The sequence below is a fragment of the Streptosporangium sp. NPDC050148 genome (assembly GCF_055586505.1).
On record NZ_JBVJIA010000016.1, the window covers coordinates 79,616 to 98,679 of the forward strand.

Annotated in this window: 16 protein-coding genes; 13 read left to right on the forward strand and 3 right to left on the reverse strand. The window is 71.0% G+C overall.

The window, feature by feature from the left end; translation table 11 throughout:
* Positions 1-197: 197 nt before the first annotated feature.
* From ACZ6RT_RS19520 to mshA, 3 genes are all read right to left on the reverse strand, one after another.
* On the reverse strand, positions 198-941 hold the full coding sequence (locus ACZ6RT_RS19520; RefSeq protein ID WP_399185666.1) for a phosphoglyceromutase: 744 nt from the start codon (positions 939-941) through the stop codon (positions 198-200).
* A gap of 156 nt (positions 942-1,097) precedes the next feature.
* Positions 1,098-1,577 carry a type III secretion system chaperone family protein gene (locus tag ACZ6RT_RS19525; protein ID WP_386247156.1) on the reverse strand — a complete coding sequence of 160 codons (480 nt, stop codon included), beginning with the start codon at positions 1,575-1,577 and terminating at the stop codon, positions 1,098-1,100.
* A gap of 22 nt (positions 1,578-1,599) precedes the next feature.
* Positions 1,600-2,883, reverse strand: a complete 1,284-nt coding sequence (mshA, locus tag ACZ6RT_RS19530) for a D-inositol-3-phosphate glycosyltransferase (protein WP_399185665.1) — start codon at positions 2,881-2,883, stop codon at positions 1,600-1,602.
* 96 nt (positions 2,884-2,979) lie between these two features.
* Here mshA and ACZ6RT_RS19535 point away from each other — a divergent pair, with 96 nt between their 5' ends.
* The 13 genes from ACZ6RT_RS19535 to ACZ6RT_RS19595 form a co-directional block, all read left to right on the forward strand.
* A complete protein-coding gene (locus ACZ6RT_RS19535; RefSeq protein WP_470155125.1) occupies positions 2,980-3,771 on the forward strand; it encodes a class I SAM-dependent methyltransferase in 792 nt (263 codons plus the stop codon).
* A 132-nt stretch (positions 3,772-3,903) separates the two neighbouring features.
* On the forward strand, positions 3,904-4,272 hold the full coding sequence (locus ACZ6RT_RS19540) for a BlaI/MecI/CopY family transcriptional regulator (RefSeq protein WP_344890285.1): 369 nt from the start codon (positions 3,904-3,906) through the stop codon (positions 4,270-4,272).
* On the forward strand, positions 4,273-5,193 hold the full coding sequence (locus ACZ6RT_RS19545) for a M56 family metallopeptidase (protein ID WP_470155127.1): 921 nt from the start codon (positions 4,273-4,275) through the stop codon (positions 5,191-5,193). It abuts the gene before it with no gap.
* A gap of 195 nt (positions 5,194-5,388) precedes the next feature.
* Positions 5,389-5,898 carry a helix-turn-helix domain-containing protein gene (locus tag ACZ6RT_RS19550; RefSeq protein WP_470155129.1) on the forward strand — a complete coding sequence of 170 codons (510 nt, stop codon included), beginning with the start codon at positions 5,389-5,391 and terminating at the stop codon, positions 5,896-5,898.
* A 6-nt stretch (positions 5,899-5,904) separates the two neighbouring features.
* A complete protein-coding gene (locus ACZ6RT_RS19555) occupies positions 5,905-6,336 on the forward strand; it encodes a hypothetical protein (RefSeq protein ID WP_399185661.1) in 432 nt (143 codons plus the stop codon).
* 172 nt (positions 6,337-6,508) lie between these two features.
* Positions 6,509-6,838, forward strand: coding sequence for a DUF2516 family protein (locus ACZ6RT_RS19560; protein WP_399185660.1), 330 nt, complete (start codon positions 6,509-6,511; stop codon positions 6,836-6,838).
* A 166-nt stretch (positions 6,839-7,004) separates the two neighbouring features.
* Positions 7,005-7,559, forward strand: a complete 555-nt coding sequence (locus tag ACZ6RT_RS19565; RefSeq protein WP_399185659.1) for a GNAT family N-acetyltransferase — start codon at positions 7,005-7,007, stop codon at positions 7,557-7,559.
* A 105-nt stretch (positions 7,560-7,664) separates the two neighbouring features.
* Positions 7,665-8,669, forward strand: coding sequence for a LacI family DNA-binding transcriptional regulator (locus ACZ6RT_RS19570; protein WP_470155132.1), 1,005 nt, complete (start codon positions 7,665-7,667; stop codon positions 8,667-8,669).
* Positions 8,656-10,059: a serine/threonine-protein kinase gene (locus ACZ6RT_RS19575; protein WP_470155134.1), complete on the forward strand. Its 1,404-nt coding sequence runs from the start codon at positions 8,656-8,658 to the stop codon at positions 10,057-10,059. The genes ACZ6RT_RS19570 and ACZ6RT_RS19575 overlap by 14 nt, the downstream gene beginning before the upstream one ends.
* Before the next feature lie 266 nt (positions 10,060-10,325).
* Positions 10,326-11,903 carry a cellulase family glycosylhydrolase gene (locus ACZ6RT_RS19580; RefSeq protein ID WP_470155135.1) on the forward strand — a complete coding sequence of 526 codons (1,578 nt, stop codon included), beginning with the start codon at positions 10,326-10,328 and terminating at the stop codon, positions 11,901-11,903.
* 244 nt (positions 11,904-12,147) lie between these two features.
* The gene (locus ACZ6RT_RS19585) at positions 12,148-13,311 is read left to right on the forward strand and encodes an ice-binding family protein (RefSeq protein ID WP_399185653.1); all 1,164 of its coding nucleotides are present in this window, start codon (positions 12,148-12,150) and stop codon (positions 13,309-13,311) included.
* A 585-nt stretch (positions 13,312-13,896) separates the two neighbouring features.
* The gene (locus tag ACZ6RT_RS19590; RefSeq protein ID WP_470155137.1) at positions 13,897-16,836 is read left to right on the forward strand and encodes a glycoside hydrolase family 48 protein; all 2,940 of its coding nucleotides are present in this window, start codon (positions 13,897-13,899) and stop codon (positions 16,834-16,836) included.
* 135 nt (positions 16,837-16,971) lie between these two features.
* Positions 16,972-19,064, forward strand: a 2,093-nt coding sequence (locus ACZ6RT_RS19595; protein ID WP_470155139.1) for a glycoside hydrolase family 9 protein, incomplete at its 3' end; no start/stop codon positions are given.

Genomic DNA, 19,064 nt, shown 5'->3' on the forward strand with positions numbered 1-19,064 from the left:
CTCCCCCCCCCCCCCCCCCCCCCCTCCCAGAAACCCGCACAGGGACACCCCAAGAAGGAACCCCCCCCCCCCCCCCCCCCCCCCCCCCCCCCCCCCGGGCCCTTTCCTGTCTCGTGCCGTGCGTACGGGGGGCCGACGACCCTGTCGTCGGCGGCCGGTGAGCGGCCCGGTTCAGCGGGCCTGTTCAGCGGCCCGGTTCAGCGGCCCTGGTTGGCCACGGCCTCGATGGCGGCCTCGGCCGCGGCCGGGTCGAGGTACAGGCCGCCCTTGGTGACCGGGTGGAAGTCCTCGTCCAGCTCGTACCGGAGCGGGATGCCGGTGGGGATGTTGAGCCCGGCGATCTCGTCGTCGCCGATCCCGTCCAGGTGCTTGACCAGGGCCCGGAGCGAGTTGCCGTGCGCGACGACCAGGACGCTCCGCCCGGCCGCGAGATCGGGGACGATGCTGTCGTACCAGTACGGCAGCATGCGATCGACGACGTCCTTGAGGCACTCGGTCCTGGGGAGGAGTTCCTTGGGGATGAGGGCGTAGCGGGCGTGACCCGCCTGGGAGTACTCGTCGTCGTCGGCGATGGGCGGCGGCGGGACGTCGTAGGAGCGGCGCCAGAGCATGAACTGCTCCTCACCGAACTCCGCGCGCGTCTGCGCCTTGTCCTTGCCCTGCAGGGCGCCGTAGTGGCGCTCGTTGAGCCTCCAGGACCGGTGGACCGGCAGCCAGAGCAGGTCGGCGGCGCCCAGCGCGAGGTTGGCCGTCTGGATCGCCCTGGTCAGCAGGGAGGTGTGGACCACGTCCGGCCGCACGTCCGCGTCGAGCAGCAGCCGTCCGCCGCGCCGCGCCTCCTCCTCACCCTTGGCCGAGAGCCCCGCGTCCACCCATCCGGTGAACAGACCCTTTGCGTTCCACTCACTCTCACCGTGCCTGAGCAACACCAAAGTCGACATGCCGACCAGCTTAGTGGGCCCCCTCCGGGCGGACCCCGGCCCCCGGGGCGAGGCCCGGTGCCCGGGGACGCGAAGCGCCCGGGAAGGAGCGCGGGACCGGTGAAGGGCTCGGCGAAGGGCCCTGGCGAGGGCCCCGGGAGAAGGCCGGGGAAGGGCTCAGCGTTCGGGGTCGGCGAAGCGGGCGAACGCCTGGAGGTTGGCCAGCGACTCGCCGCGCTTGGCGCGCCACTCCCACTCGCGCCGGATCGAGGAGGCGAAGCCCAGCTCCAGGGCGCGGTCGAACCCTTCGTCTGAGTAGGTGAGCACGCAGCCCAGCAGCCGGTCGATCTCGGTGTCGGTGACGGCCTCCAGCGGGAGCCTGCCCACCAGGTAGACGTCCCCGATCGGGTCGAGGGCGAAGTGCACGCCGTACGTGGTGCCGTTCTTGGTGAGCAGCCAGCGGTAGAACTCGGCGTGGTTCTCGTCGGGCTGGCGGCAGAAGAACGCCTCCACGTGCAGGGCCTGGTCACCGACGATCAGCCAGGTCATGGTGGCGAGCTTGTGCTGGCCCGGCAGCTTCACCAGGAAGGCTCCCGGACGGGGCTCCTCGTAGGAGGCGTCGGCGCTCTTCAGCGCCGCCTCGATCACTTCGCGCATGACCCCACCCTATGAGCAGGGCTCACGAGAGCGCCGCCACCTGGAGCCGGTGCAGGTTCGCCATCGCCCCGGCGTAGACCTGCTCCAGCCTGGCCGCCGTGGCCGACCAGCCGAAGGCCGCGGCGTGCTCCACCGCGCCCGCCGACAGCTCGTCCCGCCAGGCGGGCTCGTAGACGAACCGGCCGAGCGTCCGTGCCCAGTCGTGGGGGTCGTGCCCCTGCACGAGGGCTCCGGACACGCCGTCGCGTACGGCGGTGCGCAGCCCGCCCACGGACGCGGCGGCGACCGGGGTGCCGCACGCCTGGGACTCCAGGGCCACCAGGCCGAACGACTCGTTGTACGAGGGCACGACGGTGACGTCGGCGGCGCGGTACCAGTCGGCCAGCTCGTTCTGGGGCGTGGGCGGGACGACCCTGACCACGTCGGAGATGCCCAGCGAGGCGGCCACGTCGGTGAGGTAGGAGGGGCGGGCCAGGCCGTTGCCGCTGGGCCCGCCGACGCAGGCCACGACGAGCCTCGACCTGAGCGAGGGGTCCTCGACGAGCATCCGGGCGGCGGCGCGCAGCAGCACGTCCGGGGCCTTGAGCGGCTGCACCCGGCCGACGAACAGCAGGACGTGGGCGTCCTGCGGCAGGTCGAGCCGATGCCGGGACGCCTCCTTGGACGCGGGGCGGAAGATCTTCAGGTTCACGCCGGGGTTGACGACCTCGACGCGGTCGGGGACGGCGCCGTACAGCTCGACGAGTTCGCGGGCCTCGGTCGGGGTGTTGGCCACCAGGCGGTCGGCGACCTCCACGACCTGCTGCTCGCCCAGCACCCGGGCGGTCGGCTCGGGGCGGTCGTCGTCGGCGAGCAGGAGGTTCTTCACCTTGGCCATGGTGTGCATGGTGTGCACCAGCGGCAGGCCCCAGCGTTCCTTGGCCAGCCAGCCCACCTGGCCCGACAGCCAGTAGTGGGAGTGGATGACGTCGTAGCGGCCCGGCTCGTACATGGCCTCGGCGCGCAGCACGCCGGACAGGAAGGCGCACAGCTGGCCGGGCAGGTCGCCCTTGTCGAGCTCCTCGTACGGCCCGGCGGTGATGTGGCGTACCGAGACGCCGGGGACGATCTCGACGATCGGCGGCAGGTCCCTGGACGTCTGCCTGGTGAAGATCTCCACCTCCACCCCGCGCTCGGCCAGGCGTCTGGCCACCTCGACGATGTAGACGTTCATCCCGCCCGCGTCCCCGGTCCCCGGCTGGTCCAGGGGGGACGTGTGCATGCTGATCGTCGCCACTCTGCCGACGCGCCGTCGCCTCACCGACACCACCTCCGAGAGAGCTCAACCACCGAGAAATCCGTAACATTCCCGACACATAACCGCGATTGGGGCCATTCGTGACCCCCCTGGCAGGATGAGGGGGTGCCGAAGCCGATAGGGGAGATCACCAGAGGGACCACCGGCCACAACCGCCTGCGGCGGGCCGACCGGTGGATCGCCGCCGCCCACGGACGCCTGCTGCGCGCCGCCGACCGCCCGCTGGTGGTCGACCTCGGCTACGGGGCCTCGCACACCACGACGCTGGAGATGTTCCTGCGGCTGCGCCGGACCTGCCCCTCGGTCGAGGTGGTCGGCGTCGAGATCGACCCGGCCCGGGTGGCGGCGGCCAGGCCGTACGAGCGCCCGGGGCTCTCCTTCGCGCTGGGCGGCTTCGAGCTGCCGGTGGCCAGGCCGCCCCTGCTGGTGCGGGCCTTCAACGTGCTGCGCCAGTACGGCGAGGAGCAGGCGTGGACCTACTGGGGGATGCTGTCGGAGCGGCTCGCGCCGGACGGCGTGATCGTCGAGGGCACCTGCTCGGAGGTGGGGCACCGCGCGGTCTGGGCCGGGCTGGACCGCTCGGGCCCGGTGACGCTCACCCTGTCGGCCCGCTTCGACGCCTTCGACCGTCCCTCGGACCTGGCCGACCGGTTGCCCAAGACGCTCATCCACCGCAACGTCCCGGGCGAGCCCGTCCACGCCTTCCTGCGCGACTTCGACCGCGCCTGGGCGATCAGCGCCCCCCTTCGCGCGTACGGCTCCCGCCAGCGGTGGATCGCCGCCGCCGAGGCGCTCGCCACGACCTGGCCCCTGGCCGGCCGTCCCCCGCTCGGCGGCCGGTCGCGCTGGCGGCTCGGCGAGATCACCCTTCCCTGGAGCGCGGTCGCACCTCGGTGACCCGGCGCGGCGACTCCGGCGACCCTGGCGACTCCGGCGAGAGGAGATCTTCCATGGTCAGGAGGCTGTGACGAAGGTCACTCGACAACCCGTAGTACTACCCCTCGTGGTGCGGGAGTTAGGCTTGAAGGCGTGAAGGGACTCGGCGAGCTTGAACGCAGCATCATGGACATCATCTGGGCACAGCCGTCCCCGGTGACGGCGCGGGAGGTCGGCCGCCTGATCGCCGACCGCGACCTCGCGCCGACCACGGTGATGACCGTGCTCGACCGGCTCACCCGCAAGGGCTTCCTGCTCCGCACCCGTGACGGCCGCGCCTGGCGGTACGAGGCCGCGGAGAGCCGCGACGCCTACATCGCGGAGCTTATGCTGGAGGCGCTGGACATGACCGGGGACCGGTCGGCGGCCCTGACCCGGTTCGCCCAGGCCGTCACCGGGACCGAAGCCGACATCCTGCGCAGGGCCCTGACGGACCTGGAGGAGGAGCTGGAGGGCGAATAGATGACCGCCACGGCCCTGGCGATGCTCGCCCTGGTCTGCGCGGTCGGAGCCTGGCGGCTGACCTGGGCGCGCTGGACCTACCGCGCTCCGCACGTGGCCATCGTGCTCTGGCAGGCGCTCGGCGTCACCTGGGGCCTGGCCGGTACGGGGGCCCTGCTGGGATATGCCCTGGAGCCCTACGGCCAGGGGGTGCTGCGCGGCCTCGGAGGCTTCGGCGCCGCCCTGTTCGACGGCCAGTCGCCTCCCAGACCGTACGACCTGCCGAGGATCCTGGCCCTGATCGCCGGGCTGACCGCGCTCGCGGTGCTGATCCTGGTGCTCCTCGCCGCGGGGGTGCAGACGTTCCGCGCCCGGCAGCGCCACCGCGCCCTGCTCACCCTGATCGCCAGGGAGGACCCGGTGGTGCCCGGCGTCCGGGTGCTCGACCACCCCGGCGCCACCGCCTACTGCGTGCCCGGCCTCCGCTCCCAGGTGGTGGTCAGCCAGGGGGCGCTGAAGCTGCTCTCGGCCGACGAGCTGACCGCGGTGCTCGCCCACGAGGCCGCCCACGTACGCGAGCGGCACGACCTGGTGCTGCTGCCCTTCGCCGCGCTGCGCCGCGCGCTGCCCTGGTCGCGGGTGGTCAGGGACGCCCAGGGCGAGGTGGCCCTGCTGGTGGAGATGGCCGCCGACGACGTCGCGCGGCGCTGCTGCTCGGCGCGCCGCCTGGCCACCGCCCTGCTCCGCTTCGGCACGGCGGACGCCGTCCCCACGCCGCGCGGCGCGCTGGGCGCGGCGACCTCCGCGGCCGCGGTGATGGCCCGGGTTGAGCGCCTGGTGACGCCGGGGCCGGTCATGCCTCGCCGCGTCCGCTACGCCATCGTCACCTTCTCGGTCGTCCTGACCTCCTCGGCCCCGCTGCTCTGGCTGATCCCGCACTGACCCCGACCGGCGCCCCGGGGACCACGGCCTCCGTCACGCCCACGACCTCCGTCACGTCCGCGGCCCGCACCCCGGGCGCGCGGCCGGCACCCCAGGCGTGTCCGGGAGCGTTCACAGAACGGCCCTCACCACGGGTGCTTGCAGAAGTTAGCCACCCTGTTTGCAATTGCAAGCAGGGTGATGCAGTATCGAGACATGGCATTACCGAAGGTCGGCTCGATCGGTGAGTACATCCGCGAGCAGCGCACGCACGCGAAGATCTCGCTCCGGCAGCTCGCCACGGCGGCGGGGGTCTCCAACCCCTACCTGAGCCAGATCGAGCGCGGGCTGCGCAAGCCCAGCGCCGAGATCCTGAACCAGATCGCCAAGGGGCTGCACATCTCCTCCCAGGCTCTCTACGTGCAGGCGGGCCTCATCGAGGAGCGCGAGCCCGAGGAGAGCGACGTGCTGGCCGCGATCAGGGCCGACCATCTCATCACCGAGCGCCAGCGTCAGGTGCTGGTCGACATCTACGAGTCGTTCCGCAAGGAGAACCAGGCCGCGGCCGCCGAGGAGGAGGCGCGACTCGCCGCCGAGGCCGACGCGTCCTCCAGGGACGACGAGACCCTGCTGCCCGAGGACTACCTCTCCGCGCTGAGGCCGTACGGGACGTCCCCGGGCGACGACCACGCCATCAAGGAAATCAAGGAAATCAAGGAAGGCTGATCATTCATGCCCATCATCAACAGCGACGTCAAGAAGCTGGCCGAGTCCAAGCCGTTCTACGCCGTCGCCGGCGCCGGTGACTTCGCGGTCGAGAAGCTGCTCGAGCTTCCCGAGCGGATCCAGAGGCTGCAGAGCCGCCGCGAGGAGATCCGCGAGGCCGCCAAGGACATCCCGGAGCGGGCCCGCCAGATCGCCGGCAAGGCCGAGTTCTACGCCAAGGACATCCCGGTCAAGGCGCGCGACTACGCCGACCAGTTCGCCGGCAGGGCCACCGAGCTGTACGAGGAGTTCGCCACCCGCGGCCGCAAGGTCGTCTCCAAGGCCAGCGGCGAGGCGGCTCTGGAGCTGGAGGAGGTCTCCGAGGCGGCCGAGCCCGCGATCGCGGCCACCGCCACCACCAGGAAGAACACCCGTACCCGCAGGTCCACCACCTCCTGAGCCCGGTGCGGGGCCGTCCTCCCGAGGGGCGGGCCGGGCGCGAGCCCACCGGCCCGCCCGTCCCGGCCCTGCCGGCTCCGGACCGCCCGTTACGTGCGGGTCCGGACGACGCGGGGAGGGCTTTCGGCATTAGGCTGAGGGTGACCGGTGAGGCGAGCGTTCTGGAGAGACGATGATCCAAATCCACGGTGCCCTGGACCTGGTCTTCTGGATCCTGGCCGTCGGCGTGTTCGCGCTCTCCGGCTGGGCGCTCGTGCACGCCGTGAAGACCCCGGCGCGCGCGTTCGCGGTCACCGGTAAGCAGAGCAAGAAGCTCTGGCTGGTCATCCTGGGCCTGGCCGCGCTGTTCGGCTTCGCCGCCGCGGTGCAGTACCTCAGCGTGCTGAGCATCTTCACGATCGCCTCGGTGATCGCCTCCGGCATCTACCTGGCCGACGTGCGCCCCGCCGTGCGGGAGATCGGCAAGGGCGGCGGCAACCAGGGCCCGTACGGACCCTGGTAGCCCTCACCTGATCCACCTGATCCACCCGATCCGCTCCGTGACCGCATGACCGCATGACCGGGCGCCCCGCGACGGGCGGGCTCCACCGGCCCCCGGCGGGGCCTTCGCGCGTCCGCCCCTCGGTCAGGGGGTTGCCCCCCGGACCGGTGACCGGTAGACACACCGGATGATGTTCGCGCACAAGCCGACCCTTCCCGGAGAGCGCGTCACGCTCCGGCCGGTCGGTCCCGAGCACGTCGACGGGCTCTGGGAGCTGGTCAACGATCCCGAGACCGTCCGGCTGACCGGCTCGCACGGCAGGCCCGAGCCGGAGGCGCTCAAGGGCTGGTACGGCTCGCGGGGAGCGCAGGCCGACCGGCTGGACCTGGCGATCTGCGCCGCCGGGGACGACGCCTACGTGGGCGAGATCGTGCTCAACGAGCTGGACGCCGACAACCTCTCCTGCAACCTGCGCATCGCGCTCGTCGGCCCGCGCGCCTACGGCAGGGGGTACGGCACCGAGGCGATCCGGCTCACCCTGGACCACGTCTTCCGTACCACCGCGCTGCACCGGGTGGGCCTGGAGGTCTACGCCTTCAACGAGCGGGCCGTGCACGTCTACCGGAAGCTCGGTTTCGTCCAGGAGGGGGTCTGCCGTGATGCGCTGTTCATGGGCGGCGAGTGGTACGACTCCGTCATCATGTCGATACTTGCCTCTGACTGGGTTGTCAGAGAAATTTGACAGACATATGGTGATTTTTCGGAAACATCTTTTGACACTTCCGAAACAATGCTACGTTCACTGGGAGCGCTCCCACCTGTGCGGAATCTTGGTGTGGAGGAAGTTATGGCCGATCTACCCACACTTGCCCAGGTCGCAGCGGAGGCAGGGGTCTCCCCCGCCACCGCGTCCCGGGTACTCACTGGTTCAGTCAGAGTCAGCACGTCGACTCGTAGGCAGGTGCATGACGCAATCTCGCGTCTCGGTTATGTAAGGCATCGTGCTCCCCGAGGCGGCTCAGGCCGCCGAACGGACCAGGTGGTGGCCCTGGTCGTCTGCGAACCCGCCCACCGCCTGTTCACCGAGCCCTTCTACGCGCGGATGATCACCGCCGCGGAGGAGGTGCTCACCGGGCATGGCGTACCGCTCGCCGTGATGACCGCCACGGCGGCGACCTCGACCATCGCCACGCCCCCGCTCGTCGCCGGCGGGATCGACGGCGTCCTGCTGATCGGTGCCCGTGACCGGCATCCCCTCGTGGTCACCCTGGCCGCCTCGGGGATCCCGGTGCGCAGCGCGGGCCGTCCCCCGGACGGCATCGACCTGCCCCACGTCGACATGGACAACCGTGACGGCGGACGGCAGGCGGCCGAGCACCTGCTGCTCGGCGGCCGGAAGTCCATCGGCGTCATCGCGGGACCACCGGCCCTGCCGGCCGCGCGTGACCGGCTGGACGGGTTCCTGCAGACCCTCGCGCTGGCCGGGATGACCGGCGTGCAGGTCGCCTACGGCGACTTCAGCCACGCCTCCGGGGTGCACGGCATGCAGTGGCTGCTGCGCCGGATGCCGCACGTCGACGCGGTCTTCGCCGCCTCCGACGTGATGGCCGCCGCCGCGCTGCAGACGCTGCGCCGGAGTGGCAGACGGGTGCCCGACGACGTGGCCGTCATCGGCTTCGACGACGCTCCCGCCTCCCGCCGGACCTCGCCCACGCTCACCACGGTCCGCCAGCCCGTGGAGGAGTTCGCCGCACTCGCCACCCGGTTGCTCCTGCTCTCGATGGGGTCACCCGACAGCCCGTGCGACAACCCGATCCTGCCCACCGAGCTGGTGGTCCGTGAGTCCACCTGACCCGGGGGGACTGCGCGCGGGGGACGTGCTGACCCGCAGATACATGCTGCTGGAGCGGATCGCGTGGGGCGGCATGAGCGTCATCTGGCGCGCCTTCGACCAGTCGCTCCAGCGGATGGTCGCGGTCAAACTGCTGGACGGCGAGCTCGGGGTGGACCGCGGGGAGCGCGAGCTCATCCGCAGGGAGGCGCGCGCCACCGCGCGCCTCATCCACCCCGACGCGATCGAGGTCTACGACTACGGGGAGGCCGTGACCGCGCAGGGGCGGCTGGCCGCCTACGTGGTGATGCGCCTGCTGGACGGCCGTCCCCTGTCGGACCGGATCGCCGAGGGTCCCCTGCCGTGGGCGGAGGCGGCGCTGATCGCCGCCAGGCTGGCCACCGTGCTGGCCGTCGCCCACGAGCGGGGGATCGTCCACCGGGACGTCACCGCCGAGAACGTGCTGCTGACCTCGACCGGCGCCAAGCTGCTCGACTTCGGCATCGCGGCGTTCATCGGCGAGGACGACGACGACCGGGCCTCCGACTACGGAACGCCACCGTACGTGGCGCCCGAGCGGCTGACCGGCACCGTCGCCGATCCAGCCAGCGACGTCTACGCGCTGGGGGTGCTGCTCTTCGAGATGCTCACCGGCGCTCCCCCGTACCCGGAACGCACCTGGGAGGAGATCGAGAACGTCCACCGGGAGGGCCCGCCCCCGGTGGCGGAGGTGCCGGGGATGCCCGCGCGGATCGGCGCGCTCTGCCAGTCCTGCCTGCTGGAGCGGCCCGAGGCGCGGCCCAGGGCGCAGGAGGTGGCCGACGGCCTGAGGCTGGCCCTGGCCCCTCCCCGCCCGGCCGCCCGGGAACGGCTGCTGCGCTGGGCGGTGGTCGCCACGGCCGTGGCGCTGCTCGCCGGGGTCACGATCTGGACCCAGCTGTCCGGGCCTCACACCGGTCAGGTGGCCGGTCCGCGGGTGCACGGCACGGCCACCCCCACCGTCCTCGACTCGGCCGGTCCGACCCCGGTCGCCTCGGCCCGTCCCACCCTCAGCCTCCCGCCCTCCCCGCGCCGCGAGCTCGGCGAGCCCCCCAAGCCCCCCGAGCGGGGCGGGCAGGCCGCGGAGGAGACGCCCTGGACCGAGGCGATCCGTTCCTCCGTCCCGAGCCTCAGCCAGAGCGTGCGCCGCTTCAACGCGGTGCTGGCCAGGGGTGAGAACGAGGGCAGGATCCGTCCCGACGTGGCGCTGGACCTGCGGCAGGTGCTGGCCAACAGCGTCTGCTGCTCCCGCGACCTCGCCCCGATCCGGGGCAAGATCGCCGACCGGCACCGGGAGGGGACGCTGCCCGACGACTTCCGGCACGCGCTGGAGGCGCAGCTCGTGTTCGTCTCGGTCGCGCTGGCCGGGTGAGGCCGTCCGGCACGCGACGTCCCGGGTCCGGCGTTCCCTCACCGGCTCCTCGCGGGGCCGGTGAAACTTTCACCTGGCGCCGGCCCGGGCCGCGGACGCCCCGGACGAGCTAGACGGGGTCGCGGGTCCGTTTCCGGCGGGAACGGCAGCGGCCGTGATGTTGACGACCGCGGGGTGGGCGCCGAACCATGACGAACGCGACCGGCCGCACCCCTCGATCGCGGGACCTCCTGCCCGCGACCAGTTCCCCTCCTCGAAGGGCTCCCATGAAAGTCCTGCGTTTTCGCAGGTGGTCGGCTGCGCTGGCGGCGCTCCTGACCACCTCCGCGTTGACGGTGGCGCTCGGTTCGACTCCCGCGGGTGCCGCGGGCGGAACCGGTACCGGCTACCTGCACACCTCCGGCAACAAGATCGTCGACAGCACCGGCGCGACCGTCCGGCTGACCGGCATCAACTGGTTCGGCATGGAGACCGACAACAAGACCTTCCACGGGCTGTGGTCGAACAACCCCTGGCGGAGCCAGATCGACACGATGGCGTCGCTCGGCTACAACACGCTCCGCGTGCCGTTCTCCAACGACGCGCTCAAGCCGGGCGCGACGGCCTCCGGCGTGAACGACTTCGTCAACCCCGACCTGGTCGGCGACAGCCCCCTGCAGATCCTCGACAAGGTCATCGACTACGCCGGCAGCAAGGGCATGCGGATCATCCTCGACCGCCACCGCCCGACCTCCGCCGGCCAGTCGGCCCTGTGGTACGTCCCCTCGACGCCCGAGAGCACCTGGATCAACGACTGGAAGGCGCTCGCCCAGCGGTACGCGGGCAACACCACGGTCATCGGCGCCGACCTGCACAACGAGCCGCACGCCGAGGGCACCAACCCGGCCGCGACCGGGGCCTGCTGGGGATGCGGCGACACCGCCCGCGACTGGCGGCTGGCCGCCGAGCGCGCGGGCAACGCGGTGCTCTCGGTCAACCCCAACTGGCTGATCTTCGTCGAGGGCGTGAGCTGCCCGAGCGGCGGCCTGTCGAACGTCTGGGACAACGACCCGAGCAACGACGAGGACTGCGGCTGGTGGGGCGGGAACCTCTCCAAGGCCGGGGAGTTCCCGGTGCGGCTGAACGTGCCGAACCGGCTGGTCTACTCGCCGCACGAGTACGCCACCTCGGTCTACCGCCAGGCGTGGTTCGACGCGCCGGACTACCCCGCGAACATGCCCGCCATCTGGGACAAGTACTGGGGTTACCTGCACAAGCAGAACATCGCCCCGATCATGCTGGGCGAGTTCGGCACCACGCTCCAGGCGGCCGTGGACAAGACCTGGCTGCAGGAGCTGATGAAGTACACGGGCACCGGGGTCAACGGGATGTCCTTCACCTACTGGTCGTGGAACCCCAACTCCGGTGACACCGGCGGCATCGCCAAGGACGACTGGACCACGATCGACCAGGCCAAGCAGAGCATCCTGCAGCCGTACCTGATCCCGCCGGTCGGCGGGGGCGGCGGGCCCACGCCCACGCCCACGCCGACGCCGACCGTGACGCCCACGACCTGCCAGGCGACGTACGCGGTGACGAACTCCTGGTCGGGCGGCTTCCAGGGCGCGCTGACCGTGAAGAACGCCGGGACGTCGACCTGGAGGAACTGGTCGGCGAGCTGGACCATGCCGTCGGGGGTGACGCTCGGCAGCGGCTGGAACGCCACCGTCACGCAGAGCGGGACCACGTTCACCGCCAAGGCGCCGGGGCACGCGGCCGACCTGGGGGCGGGTCAGTCCGTCGTCATCGGCTTCACCGCCAACGGCCCCTCCACCCCCGGCGCGTCCGGGATCGCCTGTTCCTGATCCTTTCCCACTCCCATGACGGGCGTCGCCCGTCGACATCGCGGGGGCGTGCCGCCGGGCGGCGCGCCCCCGCGGCATGCCCGCCGTACATTCCTCGCATTCGGCATCAATGGCCGCCGAAAAACCTCGCATGTCGTATGACGAATACGATGTGGCCGATCGTTACAGTGAGAAAAATGGCGCATCATCGGCAATGCGTCTGAACGGGGAAATACCAAAAGAAGAGGAAATGATTATGATGGGCATGGGCTCCTCACGCGCCATCCCTCGGAATATCGTTCGTTCCTGGCTGGCGGGGGCGCTGGCCGGCGCGGTGGCGCTGGGGTGCGTGACCGCGACACCGGGCACCGCCGCCGCGGCGACCCCGGTGCCGCTCGGCACCGCGGGGAACTTCGCGGTCCTGGCGGGGACGACGGTCACGAACACCGGTATCACCGTCGTCACCGGCGACATCGGGGTGAGCCCGGGCGTGGCCGTCACCGGCTTCCCGCCCGGCGTCGTGGTCGGCACCGTCAACGCCGGTGGCGCCGTCGCCGCCCAGGCCCAGGTCGACCTCACCGCCGCCTACGACAACGCCGCCGGTCAGGCCGTCGACGCCACCCTGCCCACCGAGCTGGGCGGCACCACCGTCACCCCGGGCACCTACGACTCCGCCGCGGGCACCTTCGGCATCACCGGGGAGCTGACCCTGGACGGCCAGGGAGACCCCGACGCGGTCTTCATCTTCAAGACCGCCTCCACCCTGACGACCGCCTCCGCCAGTACCGTCAACCTCATCAACGGCGCCCAGGCGTGCAACGTGTTCTGGCTGGTGGGCAGCTCGGCCACGCTGGGCACCGGCTCCAGCTTCGCGGGCAACATCCTCGCGCTGACCTCGATCACCACCACCATCGGCGTGACCGTCGACGGCCGCCTGCTGGCCCGCAACGGAGCCGTCACCCTCGACACCGACATCGTCGCCCGGTCCCTGTGCGCGGCCGATCCGCCGAGGTCGACCGGCGTCACGCTGTCCGCGGCCTGCTCCCCGCGGCTGGCGGGCAGGCTTCTCGCCACCGCGACCGTCACCTCGGCGGGGCCGACCGCGCCCACCGGCCCGGTCGAGTTCTTCTCCGACGGGGTGAGCGTGGGCGCGGCCCTGCTGGACGCGGGCGGCCAGGCCACCCTGACCGTGACCGGCCTGCCGTCGGGAATCCGCAGCCTCGTGGCGACCTTCCCGGGCACGGCCCTGCTCGATCCCGCGGCCTCCGTACCGCTGGATCTGGTGGTCGGCCCCGACGGCCTCTGCGCGTCGGCGGCGTCCGCGCGGTCCACGGGCGGGAGTGACCGGAGCAGCATCAGGAACCGCCAGCGTGACGGGAGCGTGATAACGCTGAGGGACCGCGGGCGCAACCGCCGTCATCGCGGCTGATCCGCGGGAACCTCCCTCCCGCATGCCACCCGTCCGCATTTCCTGGAACGGTCACCGGGCCATTCCGTCCGGCGATTCACACGACACGGAACGGCCCGTGAACGGCATTCCGGGAAAACGCGGCGGACCGTGAATTCGCGCCCCGGCGCGCCGGAGTCCACGATCTCCACGGCGGGCCGGGGCCTTTCGCGTCCCCGGCCCGCCGCCGTTCTCCGGCGCGGTGCGGCACGACTCGGCACGAGGCCCGCGGGTCCTTCATGACGGGTGTCCGGCCACCCGCGGGCGCCCGTGACCTCGCCGGTGGCGGGGGCCGGGCAGGGCCCGCCCACAAGCAAGCGCTCGAGCTTCAAGATCGGGAAAGCTTGAAAGTTTCACGACCCGGGAAAAACGCCGTCCGGATCGCAGCAGCCTGGCGGCATGGGGCCTGAAACATCGACGTAACCGGGGGCACATGCCATTGACATCCCCGCCCCCGTCCCCAGAATCCCTTATGGGAGCGCTCCCACCCTTTCTCTCCTCTGCTCGATCCGACTCAAAGTCACCACCAGCGGCTTAGCGTCGATCCCACCCATGGAGGCCCATTTCATGTATAGATTCCCCATCAAAGCGGGAGCGCTCCCACGCCTCCGAAGGCGGGTCGCCGCGCTGGCGCTGATCAGCCTGGCGGCCGGGACGACCACCGCGCTCGCGGCCTCTCCGGCCGCCGCGGCCGTCGCCTGCGACGTGACCTACAGCACCAACGACTGGCAGGGCGGTTTCACCGCCAGCGTGTCGATCAAGAACCTGGGCGACCCGCTGACCGGCTGGACGCTCGGGTTCGACTTCCCGACGACCACGCAGAAGCTCGTCCAGGGCTGGAGCGCCACCTGGGCGCAGACCGGCCAGAGCGTCACCGCCAAGAACCTGGCCTGGAACGGCAACCTGGCGACGGGCGCCTCGACCAGCGTCGGGTTCAACGGCAACTGGTCCGGGACCAACCCCAAGCCGACGAGCTTCACCGTCAACGGCACCGTCTGTGGCGGGACGACCCCGGTCAACCAGCCGCCGACCGCGACGCTCACCGCGCCCACGGCCGGAGCGACCTTCACCGCGCCCGCCACGGTGGAGTTCACCGCGAACGCCTCCGACCCCGACGGCACGGTCTCCAAGGTCGAGTTCCTCAACGGCAGCACCGTGGTGGGCACCGACACCACCGCGCCGTACACGTACAACTGGACGAACGTCGCGGCGGGCAGCTACTCCGTCAGCGCGCGGGCGACCGACGACAAGGGCCTGGCCACCACCTCCGCCCCCGCCGGGATCACCGTCTCCGGGACCTCCGCCGCCGCGGTGGTCGTCACCCCGGCCACGCTCGCGGTCGCCGAGGGCGGCAACGCCGACCTGGCGGTCAAGCTCTCCAAGGCACCGACCTCGAACGTCACCGTGACGACCGCGAGGACGAGCGGTGACAGCGACCTGACCGTCTCCTCGGGCGCGTCGCTGACCTTCACCACGGCCAACTGGAACACCGCCCAGACGGTCCGGATCGCCGCCGCCGAGGACAGCGACGAGGCCTCCGGCAGCGCCGAGTTCACCTCGACGGCCAGTGGCCACACCGCGGGCAAGGCGACCGCCACCGAGGTCGACAACGACTCCACCGGTGGCGACAACGAGTACATCAAGCGCTTCACCACGATGTACAACAAGATCAAGGACCCGGCGAACGGCTACTTCTCGCCGCAGGGCGTGCCCTACCACTCGGTCGAGACCTTCATGATCGAGGCGCCGGACCACGGGCACCAGACCACCTCCGAGGCCTACAGCTACTACCTGTGGCTGGAGGCCGCCTACGGCAAGGTGACCGGCGACTGGAGCCGGTTCAACGAGGCCTGGGCCTCGATGGAGAAGTACATCATCCCGGCCACGGCGGACCAGCCGACCAACTCCTTCTACAACCCGGCCAAGCCCGCCACGTACGCCGGCGAGTGGGACGACATCAAGCAGTACCCGTCCAAGCTGGACGGTGGCGTCTCGGTCGGCGTCGACCCGATCGCGAACGAGCTGAAGACCGCCTACGGCACCAGTGACGTCTACGGCATGCACTGGCTGCTCGACGTGGACAACACCTACGGCTTCGGCCGCTGCGGCGACGGCACCACCAAGCCCGCGTACATCAACACCTACCAGCGCGGTCCCGAGGAGTCGGTCTTCGAGACGATTCCGCAGCCGTCCTGCGACACCTTCAAGCACGGCGGCCCCAACGGCTTCCTCGACCTGTTCACCGGGGACAGCTCCTACGCCAAGCAGTGGAAGTACACCAACGCCCCCGACGCCGACGCCCGCGCCGTCCAGGTGGCCTACTGGGCGCACACCTGGGCCAAGGAGCAGGGCAAGGAGGCGCAGGTCTCGGCCACCGTCTCCAAGGCCGCGAAGATGGGCGACTACCTGCGCTACGCGATGTACGACAAGTACTTCAAGAAGCAGGGCTGCACCAGCACCTCGTGCCCGGCCGGCACCGGCAAGGACAGCTCGGCCTACCTGCTGAGCTGGTACTACGCCTGGGGCGGCGCCGTGGACTCCGCCGCGGGCTGGTCCTGGCGGATCGGCTCCAGCCACAACCACTCCGGCTACCAGAACCCGATGGCCGCCTGGGTGCTCTCCAACGTGGACGTGCTCAAGCCCAAGGGCGCGACCGCGGTGCAGGACTGGGCCACCAGCACCAAGCGGCAGCTGGAGTTCTACCGCTGGCTCCAGTCCACCGAGGGCGCGATCGCCGGTGGCGCCACCAACAGCTGGCAGGGTCACTACGCGGCCCCGCCGTCGACGCTGCCCACCTTCTACGGCATGGCCTACGACTGGCAGCCGGTCTACCACGACCCGCCGTCCAACCAGTGGTTCGGCTTCCAGGCCTGGTCGATGGAGCGGGTCGCGGAGCTGTACTACGCGACCGGCAACGCCGACGCCAAGATCGTGCTGGACAAGTGGGTCAAGTGGGCCACCGACAACACCACGATCAACGCCGACGGGACCTACCAGATCCCCTCGACGCTGGTGTGGACCGGCCAGCCCGACACCTGGAACCCGGCCAACCCCGGCTCCAACGCCGGCCTGCGCGTCAGCGTCAGGGACCACACCACCGACGTGGGCGTGGCGGGCTCGTACGCCAAGGTGCTGATGTACTACGCGGCCAAGTCCGGTAACGCCACCGCCAAGAACGTGGCCAAGGGCCTGCTCGACGGCATGTGGAGGAACAACCAGGACGCCAAGGGCGTCTCGGTCACCGAGACCAAGGCCGACTACAGGCGCCTCAACGACCCGGTCTACGTGCCCCCGGGCTGGACCGGCAAGATGCCCAACGGCGACGTGATCAACTCCGACTCGACCTTCCTGTCGATCCGGTCCTTCTACAAGAACGACCCGGACTGGCCGAAGGTGGACGCCTTCCTGAAGGGCACCGGGCCCGCCCCGTCCTTCAACTACCACCGCTTCTGGGCACAGGTCGACGTCGCCGTCGCCCTGGCCGAGTACGGCCGGCTCTTCCCCTGATCCCGCGCCCGGCGGGCCCGGCTCCTCGCGAGCCGGACCCGCCGGGCCGGCGTCACCTCCCCCGAGACCTCGGGGCGTGACGGCATCCCTGACCTGCTGTCACGCCCCGAGCACCACCTCCGAGAGGCACCCCCCATGAAGAAGACCCTGGCGGCGCTCGCGCTGCTGGCACTGGCCGCCGTGCCGGTACCGGCCGCCGCCCAGGCAGCCGCCCAGACCACCGCACGGACCGCCGCACCCGCCTTCGCGTACGGCGAGGCGCTGCAGAAGTCCATCTGGTTCTACGAGGCCCAGCAGGCGGGAAGACTGCCGAGCTGGAACCGCGTCGGCTGGCGCGGCGACTCCGCCCTCACCGACGGCCAGGACGTCGGCCTCGACCTGACCGGCGGCTGGTACGACGCGGGCGACCACGTCAAGTTCGGCCTGCCGATGGCGGCCAGCGCGACGATGCTGGCCTGGGGCGCGGTGGAGTACCGGGACGCGTACGCCTCCTCGGGACAGCTCACCCACCTGCTGAACAACCTCAAGTTCGTCAACGACTACTTCATCAAGGCCCACCCGTCGCCGAACGTGCTCTACGGGCAGGTCGGCCACGGCGGCAAGGACCACGCCTGGTGGGGCCCGGCCGAGGCCATGCAGATGGAACGGCCCTCGTTCAAGATCGACGCCTCCTGCGGCGGTTCGGACCTGGCCGGGGAGACCGCGGCGGCGATGGCCGCCTCGTCGATCGTCTTCCGCCCGACGAACCCGGCGTACGCCGACACGCTGCTCACGCACGCCAAGCAGCTCTACACCTTCGCCGACACCGTGCGGAAGAAGTACAGCGACTGCATCACCGACGCCGCCGGGTACTACCAGTCCTGGAGCGGCTACAACGACGAGCTGGTCTGGGGTGCGATCTGGCTGCACCGGGCCACCCAGGACGCCTCCTACCTGGCCAAGGCCGAGGCGTACTACGACAACCTCGGCACCGAGCCGCAGTCCACGACCAAGTCCTACAAGTGGACGATCGCCTGGGACGACAAGTCTTACGGCGCCTACGTGCTGCTGCACAAGCTGACCGGCAAGCAGCGCTACCTCGACGACGCCAACCGCTGGCTGGACTACTGGACGGTCGGGGTCAACGGGCAGCGGATCCGCTACTCCCCGGGCGGCCAGGCCGTCCTGGACCGCTGGGGATCGCTGCGCTACGCGGCCAACACCTCGTTCGCGGCGCTGGTCCACTCGGACTCGATCACCGACGCGACGCGTAAGGCGCGCTACCACGACTTCGCGGTCAGGCAGATCAACTACGCGCTCGGCGACAACCCGCGCAAGTCCTCGTACGTGATCGGGTTCGGCGCCAACCCGCCGAAGAACCCGCACCACCGCACCGCGCACGGCTCGTGGACCGACCAGATGACCAACCCGGTCGAGACCCGCCACACCCTGTACGGCGCCCTCGTCGGCGGCCCGCCCGACCCCGACGACGCCTACACCGACAAGCGCGACGACTACGTGATGAACGAGGTCGCCACCGACTACAACGCGGGCTTCACCAGCGCGCTGGCCCGTCTGTACAAGGAGTACGGCGGCGCCCCCGCGGCGAACTTCCCGGTCGCCGAGACCCCTGACGGCCCGGAGATCTTCATCGAGGCCGGGGTGAACGCCACCGGCTCGACGTTCACCGAGATCAAGGCGATCGTCAGGAACCAGTCGGCCTGGCCGGCGCGCCAGCTCACCGACGGCTCGTTCCGCTACTACTTCACCCTCGACGGCGACACGACCGCGAGCCAGGTCACGGTGACCTCGGCCTACAACCAGTGCAAGCCCCCGACCGGCCCGACCCTGCTGTCCGGGAAGACCTACTACGTCACGATCGACTGCTCGAACAGCTCGATCGCCCCGGCCGGCCAGTCGCAGCACCGGCGCGAGGTGCAGTTCCGCCTCGCGAGCACCGGCACCTGGGACCCGTCCAACGACTGGTCGTACACCGGCGTCGCCACCACGCCGGGCGCCACCCCGGTGCGGGTGCAGAACATCACGGTCCACTCCGGTACGACGAGGATCTGGGGCAACCCGCCCGGTGACGAGCCGGAGGACACCGTGGCGCCGTCGCGGCCCGGTAAGCCCGTCGTCTCGGCGATCACCGCGAGCGGCGCCACGCTGAGCTGGACGGCCTCCACCGACAACGTGGGCGTCAGCGGCTACGACGTCTACCGGGGGACCACGAAGGTCGCCACCGCCAC